Source organism: Mycobacterium sp. NGS15, from assembly GCF_059813245.1.
The window spans coordinates 63,182-81,189 of record NZ_JCALEF010000006.1; the positions used below are offsets into that span (position 1 = coordinate 63,182).

Genomic DNA, 18,008 nt, shown 5'->3' on the forward strand with positions numbered 1-18,008 from the left:
GATAAAGGTGCTGGGGCGCCCTCGCATCCAGCCGCTTCATCGGTCTGTCGGCGTCATCGATCGACCACGCGAGCGGACACGGCACCTATGTGCTCCACCGGCGCTCCGGTGCCGAAACATCAAGAAACGCAGTCATCCCCGGCGCTCGCGGCACAACGCTTCCCGAGTTGAGCAGTGCCCGATGAGCCGAGGCGCGGCGCCTGGGCGTCTCGATACGCATGGACCAGCAACCCGGGGGCACGACAATCCACCCGCGCGCCCGTGATGGCGAGATCCATGTCGCCATCCCCCTACCATCGGATCACGAATCGCTCGGCGTGGTGGTTCGGTGGTCCCCCACCTGGTTTCGGTACACCGTGAAGGACAGGGGCCGCCCCGCTCGATCATGGACGGGGTAAGTGGCCAGATCACGCGACATGGAATTGAGGCGCGGGTTGCCACAAGGGGGTTGCCACCCACATGGGCGGTAGCGTGGACCGGTATTAGACCCACTGCCCGAAGCTGGGCTTGAGAATGTCGTTGAGATCGACGCCGATTCCGCCGACTTGACGCTTGTCGATCTCGAACTGGTGCAGGTGCGCCTCAGGGTGAACGAAGCCCTTGGGACTCCCCCAGTTGTGCTGCCAGAAGTATGAGCACAACCCGTCCTGCAGCGCCCAATCGATGGTCTTGGAGTTGCCGTACAGCCCCGTGCGGGCATGCCCCACCACTGACTCCCAGGCTCTCAGGTACGGCGCCACCTGGTTCTTGTACTGCTCGGCCGTCGGGTCGTCATCGATCGAGACGTAGATCGGCACGTTGTAGGAGCCACCGGCCGCGACGTGCAGCTGCCAACCGCGTTGCGCGTGTTTGATCCCGGCCTCCTGCCCGCCGAGCCAGTCCGCCGTGTCCTGCTTGCCGTATTGATAGTTGGAGACGATCTTCAAACCCGCCCGATACAGATCGCGCGCTTCGGCGAGCTTGATGGGCTTACCCGCCGACAGCCCGGGGCTACGCGGATCGGAGACGTACCGAATTGCGCCCAGATGCCCTGCGGCCTTGATCGACTCGGGGGTCGGTACCCCACCGGCGTAGTCGATAAGTGTGCCCAGCGAGGCGGCATTGGCGTGTGGGACGGCTAATGCAGAGCCGGCACCACCGAGCACGGCAGCGGCAGGCATGGCAGCGGCGTACTTGAGGACATCCCGACGGGATATTGACACCACTGCTTACCTCACAACGCCGTTCCAAGCACTTGAAGAACTCAAGCCTCAGATTACGACAGCTACCTCAACAAACACGGCAGCCACGCTTGTCACATGCGACACAGTGCGGTTTACGTATCCACCATCCGAAACACCTCGTCGGCGATCAATCGCGGCTCGGTGAGAACGATCTGATGTCCGGATTTGCGGGCCAGTACGTGGCGCGCGCCGAGCCGGTGCGCGGTCAACTGGTGGGCAGCGTTCAGCTCCGAGCGTGTCTCTTCATTGAGGAACTCGGCGCGGGCACCCGATATGACCGTGATGGGTATGTCGTTGATCACCGGCGGGTTGTCGCGCAACCCGGTCATCCCGGCGACAAAGCGACGGTCCTCCTCGTTGGCGGCGCGTCCGGCCCGCCACGTGAGATCCTCGGCGGTCATGTCATTGACCACGTCGCGTGGCATCCGGGGCATCATGCGATGAACGAGAAACGGCAGCAGACCGACTCGTCCCATCACATCGAGCGCCACACGATGGACAACCCCGAGGAGCCGCATGCCCGGCGATGCCGGACGGTAGTAGGCATCCAGGTTCTCGTCGGAGTGATCGACGAGAACGATGCCCGCGATGCGTGACGGATCGGCCACTGTCGAGGCCAGCGCGATGGATCCGCCGTAGCTGTGGCCCACCAGGATGTAGGGGCCCGAACCGAGGGCCGTCAGTAGGGCGCCCAGATCCTCGGTGATCCGCTCCAGGGTGCGCGGCTGATGATCCTCATCGCTGCGCCCCAAGTTCGCGCGGTCGTAGACGACCGACCGAAACCGTTGGGCGACGAGGGGTTGCACGAGCCCCCACGCCGACCGCGAAAAGCCCATTCCAGACTCGAAGACCACGGTCGGGTCACCTCGACCGGCAACCATGTAATGCAGCGCGCGCCCGTCGGAAGTGGTCACATAGTTGCTCGACCCCAGGGTGTGGCTCACCCAGCCACCGTACGGAAAAGCACTCGAGGTCCGCCCGCTACGCCCCCGAGTGCAGCAGCGGCCGCAGCCGTTCGGTCTTCGCCGCTGTCCATCCGGGTGGCTGCAGGATGTCTGCCCAGGCGTCGGCGACGGCTCGGACGTAAACGTGGCCATGCCCATCGGGGACGTTGACCGCGACCGCCATATCGGCGGACACCTGCAAGAAGGTGACAAACGGAATCCACTCCATGCTCGGCAGCACGTCGTACCCGCGGGGCTCACGCAGCCAGTCGGGCTTGCTCAGGATGAGGTCGGGATTCCACCAGGCGATCGGATCCGATGCGTGCTGCAGATACACGATGCGGGGGCGCGCCCACGTGGCGCTGGGGCGTTTGAGATCCTCTGGGCGCGAAACGAATCGAACGTTTCTTCCATTGTCGTAGATGGGTAGCACCTCCGGCGATCCGTCATCGCGGTTGTGCGTCGCCTCCAGCCACATGGAGTTGTTGAAGGTCGGGCCGGAGAACAGCGCGCCGTCGGTGCGCGCCACGATGTTGTTCACCGACAGGAACGGCGCCTCGCCGCCGAAAGATCCGAGGCTCTCCCCGAAGACCACGAGCTTGGGCCGCACCCCCTCAGGCATGGCGCGGACCCGCGCAGACACAGCCTCGAACAGCGCCTGCCCCGCCTGACGCGCATTCTCCTTGTCCACCAGGAACGAGAGCCAGCTGGGCAGAAACGAGTACTGCATGCTGACGATGGCGGTGTCGCCGTTGTACATGTACTCGAGGGCGTCTGCCTCGGCCTGGTTGATCCAGCCGGTTCCCGTCGTCGTGGCCACCGCCACCACCTTGCGGTGAAGGCCACCCTCGCGTTCCAGTTCACGGGCCGCGAGCTCTGCGGTCGCCTTGATTCCATCCGCAGATTCCAGGCCTGCGTATGCCCGGATCGGTTCGGTCGCCGGAGCCTTGTTGAACGCCGAGAGCTCCTGTGTGGTGGCACCGCCGCCGATGAAGGCACGGCCTTGATTGCCCAACGACGCCCACGAGACCAGCGAGCCCGGCCCACCCGAACGCAGCGATGTCTTCGGCGCAGGATTGTCCGGGTTCTCCTCGTTGTTGACCGCCGAGAAGGTGTTGTTCAAGAAATCCATTGCCACCCTGACGACAACACCGTTGATGAGTGCCATCGCAAGAACCACCACCAGCGTGACGGCGACCACAGCCGAGACACGTTTGGGGGCCACGCGGTTGAGCCGTTCGATCAAGAACAGAATCAGCCGACGGATCTGCTGTCCGATCTCGACCAGGATGAACAAAACGATGATCGACATCACAGCCGTCTGCGGGTGCGCCCAGAAACTCAACCGCGGCACACCCATGAGGTCACGCACGCGGTCTTGCCAGAAGTGGAACCACACGATCATCGCGGCGGTGCCGATGATCCCGACAACGATGAGGATCCACCACGCGGCACGAGGCGCCTTCGGACTCGAATCCTTGGACCGCATGTACCGCACCAGCCACACCGCCAGAACGCCGAGCGCATAGCCGATGGCACCTGAGCCCCCACTGACCAGCGCCTGGAAGAGCGGGCCGCGGGGAAGCAGCGACGGGGTCATCGACAGCCAGAGAAAGACCAGGCCCACGGCGGCACCCGTGAAGGTGTACTGCCTCACCCACCACCGTGTCTTCGCCGGCTTCGGTACCGCGGCGTCCTGTGCCGACTCCTTTTCGGTATCGCTGTCGATATCCCTGTCGATTGCCATCGCCACACCCTTCCCGATACCGCCAGCCGCGCGTGTCAATGGTGCCTGCACGTCGCCCCACCGCACAGAGGTATTACCAGATAGGCAACGCGGTGCGCTGGGACTACTGCGACGCCGCGACCACCCGAGATCGCGCCGCGCAAATCTCCGAGGCGGGCCACGCATCACTGACTCAGCGAACTGCGCACGATAGGGAGCCAACCGTTCGCTCAGATCCCTGCGGTATTCTGCCAACTTGCTATCAGGGCTTTTTGTCCATAGGGCGGGGCAGATCGACCCAACGGGGGCACGACGAGGATTGCACATGCGACATGCCGGTGTCGGCCGCGAGGCCAGGACGACCAGCACACAGGGCCCTTCACACAGCCCCAAGCGGGAACGACGCCGCCGGGGCTCCATCACCGCCGAGGACATCATCGCCGGAGCATTCGAGCTCGCCGAGGAAATAGGGATCTGTGGGCTGAGCATGCCGCTGCTAGCGAAGCATCTAGATGTCGGTGTCACCAGTATCTACTGGTACTTCCGCAAAAAGGGTGAGCTGCTCGACGCGATGACAGACCGCGCCACCAAGCAGTATCACTTCGCTGCGCCCTTCATCGGCGACGAAACCTGGCAGGACGCCCTGCGCGGCCATACCCGCCGGATGCGGCAGGCATTTCGGGAACGCCCGGTGCTCGTTGAGCTCATCCTGATGCGCACCAGTGAGCTCAGTACGGAGGCGTTGCAGGCAAGCATTCAAAATCTGGAATCGCTTGTCCAAACCCTGATCGGCGTCGGCTTCTCCCCGGACAATGCGCTGGACGTGTATTTCTCGCTGTCCTTGCATATCCGAGGCATCGTGGTGCTCGAGCACATGGATACCGTTATGCCCGCGTCCGGTGAAGCCCGCAGTCTGGTGCCAAACGCCGCCCTCGCCCCCACCCTGCATGATCTGGCGTCCCGTGGTCATTCGATCGCGGCCATCTCCGATGCCAACTTCGACTTCACTGTCGATGCCATCATCCAACGGGCCGAGCACCTGCTCTCCCAGGACATCGCGGCACGCGAAGCGTCCTGATCAACGCTTAGACCTTGGAGTTGAGCAGCTCCTCGATTTTGGCGAGTCGATTGTTCGACAGCTCCTTGTTGTCGAACGACCGATCGGCCGAGCAGGTGACCAGCTGCGCGACCACATTTGCCTTGGCGATCACGGTGAACTCGCAAATCCATTGATCACCATTGAGATTCGTCGACCAACGGACCATGTCCGGAGAACCGGGAACCACTGGGCCGGGCGTTACCGTATGGCGTTTCTCGTCGTCACCCCAGGCGGCAACCGGAAGCTGACACTTGGATACGGTCCTGCGCACCGATTCGAGAAACGGTGCCGCATGAAAATCACCGGGATAGGTAGCCGACACCTCGAGGAGCTGATGCTGGTTCGGGTACTGATTATCGGTCTGCGTCCGCGCTTCTCTTCCGGTGTAGTTCGCGGGGAAGAGCGGATAACGGCCGTATCCGACGACCCCCTGACATTCAGTGGGATCGGCGCCGATCCACAGAATCGACTGCATATCGGTTTCGAACAGCAGCTTTCCCGGTGTCACGCTCAGCGATTGCGGCGCAGTAAGGAGTTGATCAAGCTGAGCGGGTTGGATCGGCCCCGCGGATATGGATCCCTTATCCGCCGTTGCCTCTCCGTCAACCCCACGTTGGCAGCCCGTCACCACGAGCAGCAACGCGACCAGCAGCGGCACCGACCACCTCATGTCGGCAAACATTACTCCCATCCACCGCGCTGCCGGATTTCGGTATTGTCCCGTGGCAGGCATGCAATCTCGGGTAAGAAGGGTCCAGTCGACACGACAAATCGGTAATGCAATAAGGCACCACGACCCGAAAAGGAGTGCGCGGTATGTCCACCAAGCTGGCGACACCACAGGAACTGCTGTCCCTGGGCAGAGTCGAATTGGGTACCAGCAGTTGGGTTCAGATCACCCAAGAACAGGTCAACGAGTTCGCGGACGCGACGGGTGACCGACAGTGGATCCACACCGATACCGAACGCGCCAAGGCCGGCCCGTTCGGCGGGACCATCGTGCACGGATACCTCACGCTCGCACTTGCCCCGGCATTCCTGAACGAGGTGCTGGAGATCGCGTCGTACGACGCGGTGCTCAACTACGGCGTGAACAAGGTGCGATTCCCGGCGCCGCTGCACGTAGGCGCGCGGGTTCGTGGACACGTCACGCTGCTGTCGGCCAAGTTGCGCGATAAAGGAACCGTCGAGGCCACGTATGGCATCAAGTACGAGATCGAGGGCAAAGACCGGCCACCGTGCGCCGCTGAAAGCGTGTATCTGTACCAGTAGTCACTGGTACGTGGAGCCCCGGGAAAACCCCGATCATGCTGGGCGGCAACACATAATCTTCGGGCCAGCGGAACCCTCAGGGCGGTTTCACCTACCGAAGTGCGGACTTTCCACCAATCTTGCCCACCACGAGCAGCGCGAGCAGGGTCACCAGAAGCAGCAGCGTCGTGGAGGCCGCCGCCGAGAACACCTGTCCGCGGTCTGAGAGGCCAAAGATCGTCACCGGCAGAGTTCGCCAGGTGGCCGGATACACCATGACCGTAGCCCCCAACTCACCCATTGACAGCGCGATCGCCAGCCCGGCGGCCGCACCCAGCGATGGCATGAGCAGCGGTAGCGTCACCTTCGTCAGAATCCGCACGGGCCCCGCACCCAGCGACTCGGCCACCTGCCGGTAGGCCGGATCAAGGCGCTCCAGCGCCGCCGTTACCGAGCTGAATGCGAACGCCAGGACGAGCGCGGTATGGGCAAGAATCACAATCCATTTCGTTCCTCCGACCAGGAAGGGGCGTTCGTTGAAGGCCATCAACAGTCCCAGACCGATCGCCACAGACGGGATAGCGATCGGTAGGTGGAACACGGCATCGACGACTCGCCGAAACCACGGGGGCACATCGCGCACACTCAACGCCGCCCAGGTACCGAGGACCAGCGCGAATGTGCTTGCGACGAGGGCAGTCTGCAAGCTGACGGCCAAACTAGCGAGATCGTCACCGCCGAGGGCTTTTTCGAATCGCTCGAACCCGAGCTGCGAGGGCAACGGGCCCGTCCACGTTCCGGCGAATCCGGCGAATGCCACGGTCGCAATCGGCGCGACGAAGATTACGATGACGGCCACTGCGAAGACCGCCCACACGATGATCCTGCTCCGTCTGGTCCACAGCAGCATGTCACGCCCCCTTTTTATGGGTAGTTGGACGCCCGGACACCATGCGCGCGAAGATGATCCGGTACAAGCCGTACAGTGCGAGCGATAGCACTACCTGAACCGTCGCGATGACCGCGGCACCCGGCAGGTCAAAGGTGACGATTCCCCGGGTATAGATCAGAACCGGCAATGTCACGACTTCTTTGGCGCCGGTGAACAGGACGATCCCGAATTCGTTGAGTGCCAGGAGCAGCACCAGACTTCCGCCCGCCATCAGCGCCGGCCAGGCTTCTGGCATCACCACCTTGCGCAGTACCAACCACGGCGAGGCGCCGAGGCCGGCTGCAACATCAAGCTGGTCACGCGAAACGGTCGCAAACGCGGCCAACAAGGGGCGCACGACAAACGGTGTGAAGAACGTGATTTCGGCGAGGATCACGCCGGTGGGGCTGGACAGAAAGTCGAGTGGCCGCGAGCCTGCGGAGATGCTCGTCACGACCGCGTTGACCGCGCCCGCGGTTCCATACAGGAATGTGAAGGCGAGGGTGATGAGAAAGGACGGAAGCGCGAGAACGGTGTCAATCAGACGGCCCACCAATTCCGATCCCGGAAACGGCACGAACGCCAGCACAATAGCGATGAAAGTCCCCAACAGCAGAGCGCCGACAGTGGTGAGCACGGCGATCTGCGCTGTTGTCACCAGGGCGCCTTGAAACATCGTGGAGGCCAGGACCCGGGACCAGGTGCTGTTTTCCGCTCCATCAGCTGAATTCGACAACACGCGCAACAGTGGGTACACGATGATGACAAGCACCACGAGAAGCGGCGGCAGGGCCCACGCGATGGGGGCAGCCCGTCGCGGTTCCCTGCGGGGTTCCGTCTCTGGTGGGCTGGCGTTTTCCAGAACCGCGGTCATCCCGCCTCCCCCGGCAGAGTAACGAGCACTCCCGCAGGCTCCGGAAACATCACGCCGACAACTGAATCTGGTGGAAAGCTGCCGCGTCCGGGCACATCCGCGTCAATGAGCTGATCGGCGAATCCGTTCACCGCGAGCGACAGTCTGGTCGATGCGCCACGCCACACCTGCGTGGCCACTCGCGCACGTAACACCCCCGGCTCGGTCACGGCGACCACCGAAAGTGTGTGCGGGCGCACGCACACCAAAGCACGAGCGCCCGGCGCCCACGGGTCACGGCCGAATTCGGGCCTTGGCGCCATGACGGTGAGCATCTTGTCCCCCACCGAGACCAATGCCGATTCACCCGACACCCGTCCGATCATGCACGGGATCAAGTTGGCACCCCCGAGGAAGTTCGCGGTGAAATCTGTTGGCGGCCGGGTCCACAGGTTCTGCGCGGTATCGACATCAACAAGCTCCGCATCGCGCATGACCGCGATCCGGCCGGCCAGCGCCAACGCCTCGCTTTGATCGTGGGTGACGTAGAGCATGGCAGTATCCGACAAGGTCTTTTGCAGCTGCTGAAGCTCGGCGACCATCGACTGACGCAACTGTGCATCCAGCGCAGCGAGCGGTTCATCCAGAAGCAGCACCCGAGGCCGGATGGCCAGGGCGCGCGCGATGGCCACTCGCTGCTGCTGACCACCGGATAGCTCACGCGGGTACCGACAGCCGTAAGTGGACATGCTCACCGTCGCCAGTGCCTCCTCCACACGCGCCGCGACATGGTCGGGTTTTATTCCGCGGGCACGTAATCCGAAGGCGACGTTGTCGCGCACTCGCATATGGGGGAAGAGCGCGTAGGACTGCACGACTACGCCGATTCCCCGTTTCGCCGGCGGCAAGTCCGTGACATCCCGGCCGTCCAACCGAACCGTGCCGAAGGTTGGGCGCACGAAACCGGCAAGTGCCTTGAGCGCGGTGGACTTTCCCGACCCGCTGGGCCCAAGGAGAGCCACCGTCTCACCGCGGGCGATCCGCAGATTGAAGTTTCGCAGTGCTTCCGACCTCTTCTTGCCGCGCCCGTAGGCGACTGTCACGTGGTCGAAGACGATGGCCGGCGCATCCGCAGTAGGGCCAGAACACTGGGCTGATTCGGCGCGGGTACCGGCGATGACATCGCCGGTAAGCAGCTTGGGCGACGAGAATTCGGCATCGCTTGCCATGTCAGCTCTCGGTTGCTTTCTGGTAGGCGGTCAATGACGTATCGAGGGTGTCGAGTACCTGGTTCCAGTCCGGATGCCAGATGTTCACGCCGTCGAGGACTTTCGCCGGGGTATTGGGACCCGCTTCGGGCTTCACGTCAGCACGTACCGGCATGCCCAGTGCCTCGCGCGAAACCGTCCGCTGCACGCCCGCGGACAGCAGATAGTCGAGCAGCTTCTTCGCGTTCTCCCTATGTATTGCGCCCCTGGTAATTCCGGCAACGTAAGGCAGGGAAATCGTGGAACGGACACCGTCATTGGTAGCGGGAACGAACACCGAGAAGTTGGAGCGGTCTTCACGAATCGAAGCGAGGTTCATCTGAGCATCCCCGTTGGCCACCCACAGCTCAGCATTGCTGACCTTGGGCTGCAGCTTGCCGGTGGAACTGGAAGGTCCGACGTTGTTGTGCTGCAGCCGGCCCAGGTAGTCGAAAGCGCCCTGATCTCCCATGAGGTGTTGCAAAAGGACCAGCATGGCGGTTCCGTCGCCCGCCTGCCCTGGCGTCGAATACTGGAGTTTGCCCTTGAACCGGGAGTCCAGGAAGTCATCCCACCGCATATGTTCCAGCCCCGCAGCAGGGTTCGCGATGAACGTCAGGTAGTTGTCGACAATCGCCACATACTGGCCGTCCTTGTCCCTGTTCTTGTCCGCGACCGCGGAGACGTCGACACCGGCTGCGGCCAGCAGACCACTGCTCGCTGCCTTGTGAATGAAGGGCGGCAGCGTCACCAACATGTCGGCCTGGGGGTTAGCCTTCTCCTTGGCTACCCGCGAAACCACTTCCGCAGAACCGGCTTCCACAAGATTCACTGAGATTCCCGTGCTTTGGGTGAACTCCTGGAATCGGGCCCCGTACCACGGGCCCAACCCATCTGCACTGTAGACGGTGACTGAGTTCGGGCCTGTGCCACCACCGGTACCGCCACACGCACTCATCGCAATGGTGAGCACCAGGATCGATGCCAGCGCAAGCATCCGCATTTGCGGGAGAAGTTTCATACCAAGTCCTTTTAGACTCGATGCAGGACGATGTCGGCGAACTCGCCAACCGATTGCACGATATGCGTGGGCTGCGCGGTGCCGAGCTGGGCCGCGTCATGGGCACCGGTGAGCGTTCCGGCCACGATCTGCGCGCCCGCACGACGACCTGCGAGCACGTCACTTGCGGTGTCACCCAGGACCGCTACCTCACGAACATCATTGATTTCCAGCCGTAGTAGGGATGTCAGCACCAGGTCCGGGTACGGCCTTCCGCGCCCGGCCTCCGACGGAGCCAGCGTCAGATCGGCGATATCGGCCCATCCGAGCGCCGCGAGCAGCTTCTCCTTGGTGGAGGCGCTGAAGCCCGTGGTGAGCGCGACCTTGACGCCGGCCCCCCGTAACTTCGCAATGGCCTCCACCGCACCCTCGACAGGCCTCGCATGACCATCGCCGATCAACGCATCGTAGGCATCCTCGAACGCCCGGTTCGCGCGTTGCGCCCTAGTCTCGTCACCGAGCAGATGACGGAATACGGCGATCTTGGATTGCCCCATCGTATCGATGACGTATTGGCGGGCGCGACCACGTTCGGGACCGGCCTCATCGATACCGCCAGTAGTTGCCGCCGTTTCGAATGCCTGTAGTACCAACCCGCCGTCGGCGACCGTGGTACCGGCCATATCGAGCACAGCAAGCCGAATAGGGATGTCGGACATGAATTTTCCTTTTCCGCGTGTCGTCTGCACTAGAGATTCATCAGGTCAGCGGTGTCCGCGCCGATCGCGGGACCGAGCGTCATTCCGCGCCCGCCGGGGCCGGTCACCACCCAGACGCCCGGCGCCGGCTGATGCCGGTAGACGATCTGATTGGGGTCTACGCATTGCGAATAGACCCCCGCCCAGCGCCGCACCACGGGCGGGAGCTTGCGGCCCAACAGTTCCTCGGCCGTGTTGACAAGATGCCGGTAGGGCGCCTCATTGACATCGAAGGCGAATGGTTCGGCGTACTCGTGGGTATCACCGAGCGTGAGCCCACCGTGTAGCCGTTGCACGCACAGCAGCTGCATCTGGTGCTCTGCGGCGGTAAGTTCTTGCGGCTGCGTGGCCTTCAGCGCGTCGAGCGCCGCACCGGCGAAGGCCGGGTAGTAGCGCAGGCTGTCACCGTCCGCAATCGCCGTGGTCAGTTCCTCACCGAGCGGCGCAGTTTGCATCATCTGCAACCGCACCCGGCGAACCGGAAAGTCGCCCAGCAGCTCTCGAGTCAGTCCGCCGTGTGACGCACCAGCACACATCACGACCGCCTCCCCCCGGTACACCTCGGCGTCGTCAGCGCGGACCGACACACCGCCGGGTACCGCGTCGATGGCACGCGCTTCCCGGCCCGCAAGGAACGAGTAGCGGCCCGTCTTCTTCAGGTGCAGGCGCAGGGCTGGCAACGCCACCCGTGACTCGACAGCGGCATCGCGCGCACAGTGCAACCCGGCAAGGAATGTTCCGCGGAGTGCCGGGTTGCGCCGCAGGACCGCATCGGGTTCCAGCAGACGCAATCCTCGCTCATCCGCATCCGGACGCCCCATCACCTCCTCGGCGACTGCCACCTCACCCTGAGTTCGCAATAGGGTGAGCGACCCGATCGCCCGAAAGCCTATACCTGGAACCGATTTGGCGATCATCTGCCACAAATCTCGGGACCGCTGGGTGATCGCGAGCTCTCGGGCCGACCTTCCCGAAACCCACACCAAACCGAAATTCCGGACAGTCGCCCCACGGGCTTCTGGTTCGCGTTCCAGCTGGACCACCTCGTGTCCACGCTCAACGGCGGCCCACGCGTGCGCCGTGCCCAGAATCCCGCCGCCAATCACTATCACTCGCATATCGCCAGCGTCTCGCATTGGTCTAGACCAATCAATAACATGCGACCGAACTCCGCATGAACAATTGGTATAGACCAATTTGGCGTACGCTCTACCCGTGGACGCCGAGGAGACCGGAGCGGGTATGGGTACCCGATGGAGCGATCACCCGTGGTGGTCCGATACACCCCGGCTACGCCGCTTCGATGAGGGTGCGAAAGTTGCCGGAGGCAAGGCGCTTTCCATGCCGCATGCCATTGAGCCGACTCCGACGGCGGTAGCGCAATATGACCGCTGACGTGCGACTTCCTAAGCATTACCGGGTACGTACCGAGCTTGACCACATCCTCGCCACGCTGAACGAGGGGGATTCGATTCCGCCCGAGCGCGATCTCGCCGAGCGATTCGAGGTGTCACGGGAAACCGTCCGCCAGGCCCTGCAGGAGCTTCTCGTCGAGGGACGCGTCGAACGCCGCGGGCGCGGCACTGTCGTTTCATCGCCGAAACTGTTGCAGCCGTTATCCTTACGTTCCTACACCGAGGGCGCCCAAAGCCAGGGACGGGTACCGGGACGGCTCCTGGTTACCTGGGAGGACATCACCGCCGACGCCGACCTGTGCCGGGACCTCGGCATCAGGAACGGCTCGAAGGTGATACATCTGGAGCGGGTGCTGCTTGCGGACGGCGCCAAGCTTGGACTCGAAAGTACCTACCTGCCGAAATCTCGATTCGGGACACTACGAGATACCTTCGATCCAGAAACCTCACTCTATGAGGAAATCCGAGGACTGGGAATTCAGTTCGGCAGCGCGGTCGAACGGATAGAGACAGCACTTGCATCGCCACGAGAGGCCTCGCTACTGGAAACCACCACGGCGATGCCGATGCTCCTGATGCACCGCCGAACGCTGGACGTGGACGGCAGTCCCATCGAGCGAGTGCGGTCGCTGTTCCGTGGCGATCGAGTGGCCTTCGAGGCAGTGCTGCGGGAATGATTTAAGTGTACGAATAGCGTACACTTAAATCATGGTTCCACGGGGTGAAGCACGCACCGCAGCAATACTCGATACCGCCTTGCGGCTACTGGCACGCGACGGATACGAGCGATTCACCATTGATTCCGTTGCGGCACAAGCGCATGCCAGCAAGACAACCATTTACCGCAGATGGAAGAACAAGGCCGAGTTGGTGAAGGCCGCACTCGATGCGCACGATGCCGGCTATAACGAACAGGTTCCCGATACCGGCTCGCTGCGGGGCGATCTCGTCGCAACACTGACCATGCTGAGCCGCAAGTCCGAATCCGTTCCGCCGAGCCTGTACGTGGATCTGCTCCGCGCGATGGAGCACGACGCGGAGCTGGCCGACGCCATCCATCGACACCTCGCCGATCCGGGTCTCGCCCCGCTCGACGCTCCGCTGTCCCGGGCAATCGTGCGCGGCGAGGTATCCCCGGGAGTCGATCGCGAGCTGGTTCACGATGTCGCCGAGGCAATGCTCGCGCACCGATTGACCTTGCAGGCGGCCATCGACGACGCGTTCATCAATCGGCTCGTCGATGATGTGCTGCTCGTGCTTGTCCGAGGTGAGGTTTCATGACGGTGGTGATCGCCGGCGCGGGGCCCACTGGCCTGACGCTGGCCTGTGAGTTGGCGCGCCGCGGCCTCCCCTGCCGGGTATTGGACAAGGCACCTGCCCTATTTCCGGGTTCCCGCGGCAAGGGGTTGTCGCCTCGCACCCAGGAGGTATTCGAGGATTTGGGTGTCGCAGAGGCGATCAGGTCCGGCGGCATGGAGATGCCCCCGTTCCGTATCTATGCCGGGCCCGAGGTCGTGGCCGAACGCACTCTTCTGCAGATGCTGGGTTCGCATATCCCGTCGGGACCGGGCGTGCCCTACCCAGGGTTCTGGATGGTGCCGCAATGGCGGACCGACGAGATCTTGCTCCGGAGGTTGCGCGAGCTCGGCGGCGATGTGGAATTTGGCTGTGAAGTAACAGGTTTCGAGCAAGAGACCGACGGAGTAACCGTTACGGTATCCCGGGGCGGCACCCCCGATCGGATACGTGCCGCGTACCTCGTCGGCGCCGACGGTGGGCGCAGCACCGTGCGCAAGGCCCTCGGTGTCGGCTTCGCCGGAGAGACCTTCGAGAGCGAACGGACCTTGATCGGCGACGTACGGGCCGAGGGATTAGACGGCACGTTCTGTCACATCCTGACCCGCGGCGGTCAGGTTTCGGAACGCTTTTCGCTGTGGAACTTGCCGGGCAGTGATCACTATCAGTTCGTCGCGAGCATGGCCACCGACGACGTTCCTCCCTTGACTCTCGAGGCGGCACAGACCCTCTTGGTCCAGCGGTCCGGACGTGAAGACATTGTGCTGCAAGATCTCCGGTGGATATCGCTGTATCGGGTGAACGCGCGAATGGTGGACAGGTTCCGAGTGGGCCGGGTGTTCCTGGCCGGAGATGCCGCACACGTGCATTCCTCGGCAGGCGGACAGGGGCTGAACACCAGCGTCCAGGACGCCTATAACTTGGGCTGGAAGCTGGCGGCGGTCATCACGGGCGCCCCCGCGCAGCTGCTGGACACCTATGAAGAAGAGCGGATGCCCGTCGCCGCATCGGTACTGGGGCTGAGCACCGATCTGCATCACCGCAACTTCGAGCCCTCGGATGCCGCTGCGCCACAACTACATCAGCTGGATATCACATATCGCGATAGGTCATTGGCCGTCGACGACCGCCCCGCCCCGGGGGCGCTTCGTGCCGGCGACCGCGCACCCGATGCGATGCTGCGGGAAGACCATCGGCTATTCGACGTCTTGGGCGGCACCCACTTCACCGTGCTCACGGTCGACGATCGCACCATCGACATCGACGACGTGCGCATCGCGCAGATCACGCCGTCAGCCGATTACGACATTACGGAGTCGACACTCGTCTTAGTCCGCCCGGACGGGTACATCGGCGTCATGACCGAATCCGAGGAGACCCTGCACACCTACCTCGCCCGCGTGCGCTAGACGGCAGCGGTCAATGTCTCTAAACGCGCGGGAACATGCTTATGCCATGGGGTGCCCGCATATTCGTCACGCCAGGCCGACGAGGTCAGCGCGTTCGGCGCCACACCCGGCACATGTGTCTCGCCGGACTCGTCGGTGTAGTCGAGGCCATACCCGTTCGGCAGTGAGGCATGGCCGGCCTGCATCATGTCGCTGATCTCCACGGTCGCCTCCGCACTACCCGCTGCGGTGGCGATGCGGACTCGGTCGCCATCGGTGATGCCGAGCTCTTGGGCGTCCTCCGGGCTTATCCGCAGTGCGCCCTGCTGGTCCCGTTTGCGCCAGGACGGATTGCGCAGGATGTCGTTGGCGGTGTACGCCCGCCGCTCCCCCGCCGACAGCACGATCGGAAACTCCGGTGTCGTCAGCTGCGCCGGGCGCGATTCCAATCCTCTTATTTCGTCGATCATTTCGGGAATCGCAAGGGCGATCTTGCGGTCTGCATGCGTGATGAGGGCGAAGTCGTCTTCGTACTCGTGAATGGTGAAGGTCACTCCGGACGGGCTGTTCAGGATGGCGTCGAAGAGCGCGTTGCCATCAGGGTGGCCGGCCCGCGCCACCGCCTGCGGGTACGTCATCATCGCCTTCTGCGCCAGGCCCCACAGCGCGGCGGCACCCTCCAACCCCTTGGGCAGGGTCGGGCCGAGGGTTTCGTACAGGACATACGGTGCGAGCGGGCCGAGTGCCGGATTGGCCAACACCGCGAAGAACGCCTGTAGGTAGGCATCCCGACCCTGCATGGCGGCCTCGCGCAGCGGCTGCAGCTCCGTGTCGTCTATCACTCCCAGCGCCCGGACCAATCGCGCCCAGATCTCCGGTTCGGGCAACGTTCCGGGCGCGGGTTCGAACAGTGGGTGCCGAAGCTGAAAAGTGTTGTGCGGAAACTCCAGATTGAAGAAGGTCGCCTCCACCTTCTCGAATTGGGTGGCAGCCGGCAGTACATAGTGGGCCAGACGGGCAGTCTCCGTCATCGCCACATCGACGACCACCAGGAGCTCCAGCGCCTGGAACGCCTCCTTGCACCGCGCCGAGTCCGCCAGGGAGTGTGCGGGATTACTGCTTTCGACGATCATCGCGCGGAACCGGCCGGGATGATCGGTGAGGATCTCCTCGGGGATCACATTGGAGGGCACCAGGCCGCCAATGATCCGGGCTCCGGTCACCGGGGTGTTGCCGAAGAACCCGCCCATGAGCGGCGCCATCCACGAATGTAGATGCTGGCCACCGCGTTTGGCGAAGCTTCCGGTGAGGATCCACAGCATCTTGTTGAGGTAGGAACTCAGCGTACTGTTGGGAGCCTGCTGAATCCCCAGGTCCTCGAAGACCGCCACGCTCTCGGCGGCGGCGATACGGCGCGCCGCCCGTCGGATGAGGTCCTCCGCCACACCGCAGCGCTGCGCGTAGTCGCCGATCGGTACCTGCCGCAAGGCATCCCGAACCTCCTGCGTGCCGGTGACGTGCGCGGCGAGAAATGCTTCATCACAGAGGCTCTCCTGCACCAACACCGCGGCAAGTGCCGCAAGACACCAGGCGTCGGAACCGGGGCGCACCCGCAGGTGGAAGTCGGCCATCTTGGCGGTATCGGTGATCACCGGATCGATGACGACCATCGAACGCTGTGGATCCTTGGCAATCTCGTTGAGCACCACCCGCGCCCGTGGAAAGCTCTGCGACATCCAGGGGTTCTTCCCGACGAAGACCGACACCTCAGCGTGCTCGAACTCACCACGGGTATGCCCGCCATAGAGATTCTTATCGATCCAGGCCTCGCCCGTCTTCTCCTGCGCCAGCGCGTTGGAGCGGTACTTGGACCCGATGGCCTTGAGGAAGGCGCCACTGTAGGCCCCGCCCAGGTGATTGCCCTGACCGCCGCCGCCGTAGTAGAAGATCTTGTCGCCGCCATAGCTGTCACGAATGTGCTTGAAGCCCTCGGCAATCTCCATGATCGCCGTATCCCAATCAATTTCCTCATAGGTGCCATCGGGGCCGCGCCGCATGGGCGAGGTCAGCCGGTTGGCATTGTTCTGGTAGTGATCCAGGCGCAATGCCTTGTTACAGGTGTAGCCCTGGGATCCGGGGTGGTCCTTGTCGCCGCGGATCTTGGCGAGTGTTCGTCCCTCGGTCTGCACAATGATGCCGCAGTTGCATTCGCACAGGATGCAGGCGGTGGGCAGCCAATTGGTGGTGGTCATGACAAAGCCTCCTCGATCAGCGTGCGTAACTGCTTATGCACCACATCGATTGGTGTGATGTCATGGATCGATCGCGCGACGATGATGGCCCCCTCCAAGGAGGTTGTCATCAGCATCGCCAGCTCGCCGGCGCGCGCACGGGCGACTCCGGCACTGGTCAGTTTGTCCGCGATGAGGCCGATCCACCGCTGGAAGACGGCCGCCGAATGCTCGATGAGCTTCTGATTACTGGCCGGGCTCTCCGGGTCCCCGGCTTCGACAGCGACCGCCACCACGGGGCATCCCGCGCGGAAGTCGCTCCGCACCAATTGCTTCCGATAGGACGCGACAAGCGTGTCCAGAGCCTCCACCCCCGAAGGTGTGGCATCAATCATCCCGGCGATGTACTCCCCGGCCAGATCCACTGCCTCGCCGATCAACTGGGTACGCCCGCCGGGAAAGTAGTGATACGCCGAGCCGCGCGGCGCGCCGCTGTGTTCGAGCACATCAGAGATGGCCGTCGCGTGCGCACCACGCTCGCGAATCAGCAGGGCGGCCGAGGCCACCATTCGTTCACGCGGGGTGCTCAATCGTGGTCCTTCCCGAGGTACCCAGTGCTATGTATGATGCTCTACATAATCCGCTA

18 protein-coding genes are annotated in these 18,008 nt (G+C 63.3%); 6 read left to right on the forward strand and 12 right to left on the reverse strand.

Annotated features, from left to right (window positions below):
• Window positions 1–482 precede the first annotated feature (482 nt).
• The 3 genes from AC5Y5C_RS17905 to AC5Y5C_RS17915 all read right to left on the reverse strand — a co-directional run bounded on the left by AC5Y5C_RS17905 (window position 483) and on the right by AC5Y5C_RS17915 (window position 3,953).
• Window positions 483–1,205, reverse strand: coding sequence for a DUF1906 domain-containing protein (locus AC5Y5C_RS17905; protein ID WP_499974812.1), 723 nt, complete (start codon window positions 1,203–1,205; stop codon window positions 483–485).
• 110 nt (window positions 1,206–1,315) lie between these two features.
• Window positions 1,316–2,137 (reverse strand): alpha/beta hydrolase, encoded by an 822-nt coding sequence (locus AC5Y5C_RS17910; RefSeq protein WP_499976004.1) that lies wholly within the window; start codon window positions 2,135–2,137, stop codon window positions 1,316–1,318.
• Window positions 2,138–2,204: 67 nt separating this feature from the next.
• Window positions 2,205–3,953: an alpha/beta hydrolase gene (locus AC5Y5C_RS17915; protein ID WP_499976009.1), complete on the reverse strand. Its 1,749-nt coding sequence runs from the start codon at window positions 3,951–3,953 to the stop codon at window positions 2,205–2,207.
• A gap of 265 nt (window positions 3,954–4,218) precedes the next feature.
• Between AC5Y5C_RS17915 and AC5Y5C_RS17920 the strand changes: the two genes are divergently transcribed.
• Window positions 4,219–4,971 (forward strand): TetR family transcriptional regulator, encoded by a 753-nt coding sequence (locus AC5Y5C_RS17920; protein WP_499974816.1) that lies wholly within the window; start codon window positions 4,219–4,221, stop codon window positions 4,969–4,971.
• Between the two features lie 7 nt (window positions 4,972–4,978).
• On the opposite strand, the gene AC5Y5C_RS17925 is transcribed toward AC5Y5C_RS17920, so the two are convergent.
• Window positions 4,979–5,674, reverse strand: a complete 696-nt coding sequence (locus tag AC5Y5C_RS17925) for a sensor domain-containing protein (RefSeq protein ID WP_499974820.1) — start codon at window positions 5,672–5,674, stop codon at window positions 4,979–4,981.
• Between the two features lie 134 nt (window positions 5,675–5,808).
• On the opposite strand from AC5Y5C_RS17925, the gene AC5Y5C_RS17930 reads away from it, so the two are divergent.
• Window positions 5,809–6,264 (forward strand): MaoC family dehydratase, encoded by a 456-nt coding sequence (locus AC5Y5C_RS17930; protein WP_134206199.1) that lies wholly within the window; start codon window positions 5,809–5,811, stop codon window positions 6,262–6,264.
• Window positions 6,265–6,355: 91 nt separating this feature from the next.
• Here AC5Y5C_RS17930 and AC5Y5C_RS17935 read toward each other — a convergent pair whose 3' ends face one another.
• The 6 genes from AC5Y5C_RS17935 to AC5Y5C_RS17960 are packed head-to-tail and all read right to left on the reverse strand — an operon-like array spanning window position 6,356 to window position 12,150.
• Complete coding sequence (locus AC5Y5C_RS17935) at window positions 6,356–7,153, reverse strand: ABC transporter permease (protein WP_499974825.1); 798 nt, start codon at window positions 7,151–7,153, stop codon at window positions 6,356–6,358.
• 1 nt (window position 7,154) lies between these two features.
• A complete protein-coding gene (locus AC5Y5C_RS17940) occupies window positions 7,155–8,048 on the reverse strand; it encodes a 2-aminoethylphosphonate ABC transporter permease subunit (protein WP_499974827.1) in 894 nt (297 codons plus the stop codon).
• Window positions 8,045–9,256 carry an ABC transporter ATP-binding protein gene (locus AC5Y5C_RS17945; protein WP_499974828.1) on the reverse strand — a complete coding sequence of 404 codons (1,212 nt, stop codon included), beginning with the start codon at window positions 9,254–9,256 and terminating at the stop codon, window positions 8,045–8,047. The genes AC5Y5C_RS17940 and AC5Y5C_RS17945 overlap by 4 nt, the downstream gene beginning before the upstream one ends.
• A gap of 1 nt (window position 9,257) precedes the next feature.
• Window positions 9,258–10,277, reverse strand: a complete 1,020-nt coding sequence (locus AC5Y5C_RS17950) for a 2-aminoethylphosphonate ABC transporter substrate-binding protein (RefSeq protein ID WP_499976014.1) — start codon at window positions 10,275–10,277, stop codon at window positions 9,258–9,260.
• 29 nt (window positions 10,278–10,306) lie between these two features.
• Window positions 10,307–10,993: a phosphonatase-like hydrolase gene (locus AC5Y5C_RS17955; protein WP_499974830.1), complete on the reverse strand. Its 687-nt coding sequence runs from the start codon at window positions 10,991–10,993 to the stop codon at window positions 10,307–10,309.
• Window positions 10,994–11,022: 29 nt separating this feature from the next.
• Window positions 11,023–12,150, reverse strand: a complete 1,128-nt coding sequence (locus AC5Y5C_RS17960; RefSeq protein WP_499974832.1) for a TIGR03364 family FAD-dependent oxidoreductase — start codon at window positions 12,148–12,150, stop codon at window positions 11,023–11,025.
• Between the two features lie 97 nt (window positions 12,151–12,247).
• On the opposite strand from AC5Y5C_RS17960, the gene AC5Y5C_RS17965 reads away from it, so the two are divergent.
• The 4 genes from AC5Y5C_RS17965 to AC5Y5C_RS17980 are packed head-to-tail and all read left to right on the forward strand — an operon-like array spanning window position 12,248 to window position 15,152.
• Window positions 12,248–12,427 carry a hypothetical protein gene (locus AC5Y5C_RS17965; protein WP_499974834.1) on the forward strand — a complete coding sequence of 60 codons (180 nt, stop codon included), beginning with the start codon at window positions 12,248–12,250 and terminating at the stop codon, window positions 12,425–12,427.
• Window positions 12,417–13,124: a GntR family transcriptional regulator gene (locus tag AC5Y5C_RS17970; RefSeq protein ID WP_499974836.1), complete on the forward strand. Its 708-nt coding sequence runs from the start codon at window positions 12,417–12,419 to the stop codon at window positions 13,122–13,124. The genes AC5Y5C_RS17965 and AC5Y5C_RS17970 overlap by 11 nt, the downstream gene beginning before the upstream one ends.
• Window positions 13,125–13,155: 31 nt before the next feature.
• Entirely contained in the window at window positions 13,156–13,728 is a 573-nt protein-coding gene (locus AC5Y5C_RS17975) for a TetR/AcrR family transcriptional regulator (RefSeq protein ID WP_499974838.1), read from the forward strand.
• A complete protein-coding gene (locus AC5Y5C_RS17980) occupies window positions 13,725–15,152 on the forward strand; it encodes an FAD-dependent monooxygenase (RefSeq protein WP_499974841.1) in 1,428 nt (475 codons plus the stop codon). Before AC5Y5C_RS17975 ends, AC5Y5C_RS17980 begins: the two co-directional genes overlap by 4 nt.
• On the opposite strand, the gene AC5Y5C_RS17985 is transcribed toward AC5Y5C_RS17980, so the two are convergent.
• Both AC5Y5C_RS17985 and AC5Y5C_RS17990 read right to left on the reverse strand, forming a co-directional pair.
• On the reverse strand, window positions 15,149–17,383 hold the full coding sequence (locus AC5Y5C_RS17985) for a molybdopterin oxidoreductase family protein (protein WP_499974842.1): 2,235 nt from the start codon (window positions 17,381–17,383) through the stop codon (window positions 15,149–15,151). The genes AC5Y5C_RS17980 and AC5Y5C_RS17985 overlap by 4 nt on opposite strands.
• Window positions 17,380–17,952, reverse strand: coding sequence for a TetR/AcrR family transcriptional regulator (locus AC5Y5C_RS17990; protein WP_499974845.1), 573 nt, complete (start codon window positions 17,950–17,952; stop codon window positions 17,380–17,382). Before AC5Y5C_RS17990 ends, AC5Y5C_RS17985 begins: the two co-directional genes overlap by 4 nt.
• Window positions 17,953–18,008 lie beyond the last annotated feature (56 nt).

Coding starts and splice junctions, on each gene's coding strand:
- AC5Y5C_RS17920 (WP_499974816.1), top strand. CDS start 4,219: ATGCGACATGCCGGTGTCGGCCGCGAGGCCAGGACGACCAGCACACAG.
- AC5Y5C_RS17960 (WP_499974832.1), bottom strand. CDS start 12,150: ATGCGAGTGATAGTGATTGGCGGCGGGATTCTGGGCACGGCGCACGCG.
- AC5Y5C_RS17980 (WP_499974841.1), top strand. CDS start 13,725: ATGACGGTGGTGATCGCCGGCGCGGGGCCCACTGGCCTGACGCTGGCC.
- AC5Y5C_RS17930 (WP_134206199.1), top strand. CDS start 5,809: ATGTCCACCAAGCTGGCGACACCACAGGAACTGCTGTCCCTGGGCAGA.
- AC5Y5C_RS17940 (WP_499974827.1), bottom strand. CDS start 8,048: ATGACCGCGGTTCTGGAAAACGCCAGCCCACCAGAGACGGAACCCCGC.
- AC5Y5C_RS17970 (WP_499974836.1), top strand. CDS start 12,417: ATGACCGCTGACGTGCGACTTCCTAAGCATTACCGGGTACGTACCGAG.
- AC5Y5C_RS17945 (WP_499974828.1), bottom strand. CDS start 9,256: ATGGCAAGCGATGCCGAATTCTCGTCGCCCAAGCTGCTTACCGGCGAT.
- AC5Y5C_RS17925 (WP_499974820.1), bottom strand. CDS start 5,674: ATGTTTGCCGACATGAGGTGGTCGGTGCCGCTGCTGGTCGCGTTGCTG.
- AC5Y5C_RS17985 (WP_499974842.1), bottom strand. CDS start 17,383: ATGACCACCACCAATTGGCTGCCCACCGCCTGCATCCTGTGCGAATGC.
- AC5Y5C_RS17975 (WP_499974838.1), top strand. CDS start 13,156: ATGGTTCCACGGGGTGAAGCACGCACCGCAGCAATACTCGATACCGCC.
- AC5Y5C_RS17955 (WP_499974830.1), bottom strand. CDS start 10,993: ATGTCCGACATCCCTATTCGGCTTGCTGTGCTCGATATGGCCGGTACC.
- AC5Y5C_RS17935 (WP_499974825.1), bottom strand. CDS start 7,153: ATGCTGCTGTGGACCAGACGGAGCAGGATCATCGTGTGGGCGGTCTTC.
- AC5Y5C_RS17950 (WP_499976014.1), bottom strand. CDS start 10,277: ATGCGGATGCTTGCGCTGGCATCGATCCTGGTGCTCACCATTGCGATG.